This is a genomic window from Frankia sp. CcWB2, assembly GCF_977927585.1.
In genome coordinates, this window is record NZ_CDWRCM010000130.1 from 8259 (window position 1) to 12188 (window position 3930).

The window sequence follows — 3930 nt, forward strand, 5'->3', positions numbered from 1 at the left end:
GAGACCGCGTTCGGCGCCACGCGCGAGATCACCGTGGACACGGCGGCGGTGTGCTCGACGTGTACCGGCGCCGGTGCGGCTCCCGGCACGCACCCGTCGACCTGCGGTACCTGCGGCGGGCGGGGCGAGGTCCAGCAGGTCACCCGTTCCTTCCTCGGCCAGATGGTGACCTCCCGGCCTTGTCCGCGGTGTTCGGGTACTGGCACCGTGATCGAGCATCCCTGCCGGGACTGCGGCGGCGACGGCCGGGTACGCAAGCGCCGGACGCTCACCGTGAAGATCCCCTCCGGGGTCGAGGACGGCATGCGCATCCGGCTGTCGGGCGAGGGCGAGGTCGGGCCCGGCGGCGGGCCGCCCGGTGACCTTTACGTCGAGGTCTCCGAGAAGCAGCACCCGGTCTTCACCCGGGAGGGCGACGATCTGCACTGTGAGCTGCCGCTGCCGATGACCTCGGCGGCGCTCGGCACCTCCGCCACGCTGGAGACCCTCGACGGCACCGAGACCATCGCCGTGAAGCCCGGCACCCAGCCCGGTGAGGTCATCAAGCTCGCCGGGCGCGGGGTTCCGCATCTGCGGGCCGCCGGGCGCGGTCATCTGCACATCCACATCAACGTCGAGACTCCGACGAAGCTGGACGGCGAGCAGGAGCGGTTGCTGCGGGAGTTGGCGAAGCTGCGCGACGAGGAGGCGCCGGCCGTCGTGGGCGGATCCTCCGACGGCGGCGCGGCGGGGCTGTTCCGGCGGCGGGGCACGCGCCGCGGCCGTTAGCCCGGTCGTCGGCCGTGACCGCTGCGGAGAGGATGCATCCTGACCAGCGCCCTGTTCCGGCTGTCGCCGCTGCCGATCGCGGACTCGTTCACCCTCGCTGGTCCGGAGGGTCGCCATGCGGCCATGGTGCGCCGGCTGCGGCCGGGGGAACCGGTCGACGTGACCGACGGTCTTGGCCATGCGGTGGAGTGCGAGGTCGTCGCCGTCCGGCGGGATGAGATCGACTGCGCCGTCCGGCGCCGGGCCGCCGCCGGGGCCCCGAGCCCCCGGCTGGTTGTCGTGCAGGCCCTTGCCAAGGGGGATCGGGGCGAGCGGGCGGTGGAGATGCTGACCGAGGTCGGTGTCGACGAGATCGTGCCGTGGTCGGCGGCCCGGTCCGTGGCCCGTTGGGAGGATGTCCGTGGCGTGCGGGCCCGGGAACGCTGGGTCAGAGCCGCGGAGGAGGCGTCGAAGCAGTCCCACCGACTGCACTGGCCAGTGGTGGGCGAGCTGGCCGGCCTGAAGGAGGTTGTCGAGCGGGTGCGGGCGGCGGCGCTTGCCGTCGTCCTGCACGAGGAGGCGACCATCCCGTTGGTCGGACTGGCCCGCTCGGTTGGACTGGTCCGCTCGGTTGAGGTGCCGGAGCGGGTGGGCCCGACCGCCTCGGCGGCGGAGCTGGTGCTCGTCGTGGGCCCCGAGGGAGGGGTGTCCGAGCCGGAACTGGCCACGCTGGGTGAGGCCGGAGCGATTGTGTCGCGGCTCGGTTTGACGGTGCTGCGCACATCCACCGCCGGCGTCGTGGCCGCGGCGGTCGTGTTCGCGGACCTCGGTCGTTGGGACGGCCCGGCGCGGTGATGGATAGACTGGCCAGGTAGCGCCCGTGGTCCGCCTCGCTGGGCGGCCCCTCCGGCTGGAGGGGTTCTGTCCCGGTGTCGGCTGTCCGCGCCGCGCCGCCTACCGCGATCATCAATCCTGAGAGGTGCCCCGGCCTCGCTGGCCGCTCTTTATGCCCGAATCCGTTACGCCACCCGTCGCGCCCGACACCAGGGTCCAGACGCGCATTGTCGTACCCGGTCCGCACAGCATGGTGAGTCTGCTCGGTCACCAGGATCAGCTGCTCCGTACCGTCGAGAAGGCTTTCTCCTCGGATATCCATGTGCGTGGCAACGAGATCACCATCACCGGCGCTCCGGCTGAGAACGAGCTCGCTGCCAGGTTGTTCGCCGAGCTCATCGCGCTGCTCGACGCCGGGACGGAGCTCAGCCCGCAGCATGTCGACCATTCGCTGGCGATGCTGCGCAGCGGCGCCGAGGAGCGGCCGGCCGAGGTTCTCACCCTCAACATCCTCTCCAGCCGGGGCCGGACGATCCGGCCGAAGACGCTGAACCAGAAGCGGTACGTCGACGCGATCGACCAGCACACCATCGTTTTCGGGATCGGGCCGGCCGGCACCGGCAAGACCTACCTCGCCATGGCGAAGGCCGTTCAGGCGTTGCAGGCCAAGAAGGTGAACCGGATCATTCTGACCCGCCCCGCGGTCGAGGCGGGGGAACGCCTCGGGTTCCTGCCGGGGACCCTGTACGAGAAGATCGATCCTTACCTGCGGCCGCTCTACGACGCGCTGCATGACATGATCGATCCGGACTCGATCCCGCGGCTGATGCAGAGCGGCACGATCGAGGTGGCCCCACTGGCCTACATGCGCGGCCGGACGTTGAACGACGCCTTCATCATCCTCGACGAAGCCCAGAACACCTCGCCGGAACAGATGAAGATGTTCCTCACCCGGCTCGGCTTCGGCGCGAAGATCGTTGTTACTGGGGACGTGACCCAGGTCGACCTCCCCAGCGGCACCCGCAGCGGGCTGCGGGTGGTCCGGGAGATCCTCGACGGCCTCGACGACGTCCATTTTGCATCCCTGACCAGCTCCGATGTGGTTCGGCACCGGCTCGTGAGCGAGATCGTCGACGCTTACGCCCGCTGGGACGCGGCCAGCGCGCCGCCACCCGCTCCGGCCCGGTCTGCCCGTCGGGACCGACGGTGACCGTCGCCGCGGTCGGAGAGGACCGCTGATGGCCGTATTCGTTGCCAACGAGTCGGGCGCGAGTGACGTCGACGAGGTGAGGCTGGCCGCGCTCGCCCGGTTCGTGCTCGACGCCATGAAGGTGAACCCGCTCGCCGAGCTCTCGGTGATGCTGGTGGAGCCGAAGGCTATGACCGATCTGCACGTCCGGTACATGGGGGAGGAGGGCCCGACCGACGTCCTGTCCTTCCCGCAGGACGACGCCTTCGACGCCTCGTGGTCGGAGTCGGTCGACGACGATCCGACCACCCTGCTCGGCGACGTCGTGCTGTGCCCGGACGTCGCGCGGCGGCAGGCGGAGCAGGCCGGTCACTCCTTCGATCGCGAGCTGTCCCTGCTGTGCACCCACGGCATCCTGCACCTGCTCGGCTACGACCACGCCGAGCCGGACGAGGAACGCGAGATGTGGAAGGTACAGAGCCAGCTGCTCGCGTCGTGGGACGGCGCGGTGCGGGCCCCCGGCGACGCGGACGCCGCCCGCGATGCCGCGGGCGGCGGCGAGGGCCGCCGTAGTGACCAGGGCCGTGGCGGTGGCGCCGGAGAGCCCCCTGCCGCGCCCGCATGCTGACCCGGCACAAGGGGGTCCGCATGAGTTCCGGTGATCTTTTTCTCGTCTTCATCGCCGTGATGGGCTCGCTTGCCGCGGCGGGTCTCGGCGGCATCGACGCGGCCCTGACCCGGGTCTCCCGGGTGACGGTCGAGGGCTTCTCCCGCCAGGGCCGGGCCGGTGCCCGGAACCTGGCGACCGTCGTGGCCGATCCGGGCCGCTACCTCGCGCTGCTGCTGCTCCTGCGCATCGTCGCGGAGATGCTCGCCGCGGCCTGTATCACGGTGCTGTTCGTGCACGCCTACGGGGCCGGGTTCGCCGCGATCGGCCTCGGGACGCTGGCCTCGACCCTGGTCGCCTACATCCTCGTCGGGGTGATGTCCCGTACTCTGGGCCGCCAGCACGCCCCCGCGGTGGCGTTGGCCAGCGCCGGTCTCACGGTCCGGTTGGCGCGGATCTTCGGGCCGTTGCCCCGGCTGCTGATCGCGTTCGGCAACGCGGTCACCCCCGGCCCTGGTTTCCGGGATGGTCCCTTCGCCTCCGAGGCCGAGCC

5 protein-coding genes are annotated in these 3930 nt (G+C 71.2%); all 5 read left to right on the forward strand.

Annotation, left to right across the window (positions count from 1 at the left end):
* A partial coding sequence (locus tag ACY45C_RS14285; protein ID WP_462188096.1) for a DnaJ C-terminal domain-containing protein occupies positions 1 to 768 on the forward strand: 768 nt, incomplete at its 5' end.
* A gap of 123 nt (positions 769 to 891) precedes the next feature.
* The gene (locus ACY45C_RS14290) at positions 892 to 1602 is read left to right on the forward strand and encodes a 16S rRNA (uracil(1498)-N(3))-methyltransferase (protein WP_462188097.1); all 711 of its coding nucleotides are present in this window, start codon (positions 892 to 894) and stop codon (positions 1600 to 1602) included.
* A gap of 151 nt (positions 1603 to 1753) precedes the next feature.
* Entirely contained in the window at positions 1754 to 2791 is a 1038-nt protein-coding gene (locus ACY45C_RS14295) for a PhoH family protein (RefSeq protein WP_462188098.1), read from the forward strand.
* Between the two features lie 28 nt (positions 2792 to 2819).
* Positions 2820 to 3398 (forward strand): rRNA maturation RNase YbeY, encoded by a 579-nt coding sequence (gene ybeY / locus ACY45C_RS14300; protein ID WP_462188099.1) that lies wholly within the window; start codon positions 2820 to 2822, stop codon positions 3396 to 3398.
* A gap of 20 nt (positions 3399 to 3418) precedes the next feature.
* Positions 3419 to 3930 (forward strand): CNNM domain-containing protein (locus tag ACY45C_RS14305; protein WP_462188100.1); only part of this gene is annotated, 512 nt, incomplete at its 3' end.

Coding starts and splice junctions, on each gene's coding strand:
- ACY45C_RS14290 (WP_462188097.1), top strand. CDS start 892: ATGGTGCGCCGGCTGCGGCCGGGGGAACCGGTCGACGTGACCGACGGT.
- ACY45C_RS14295 (WP_462188098.1), top strand. CDS start 1,754: ATGCCCGAATCCGTTACGCCACCCGTCGCGCCCGACACCAGGGTCCAG.
- ybeY (WP_462188099.1), top strand. CDS start 2,820: ATGGCCGTATTCGTTGCCAACGAGTCGGGCGCGAGTGACGTCGACGAG.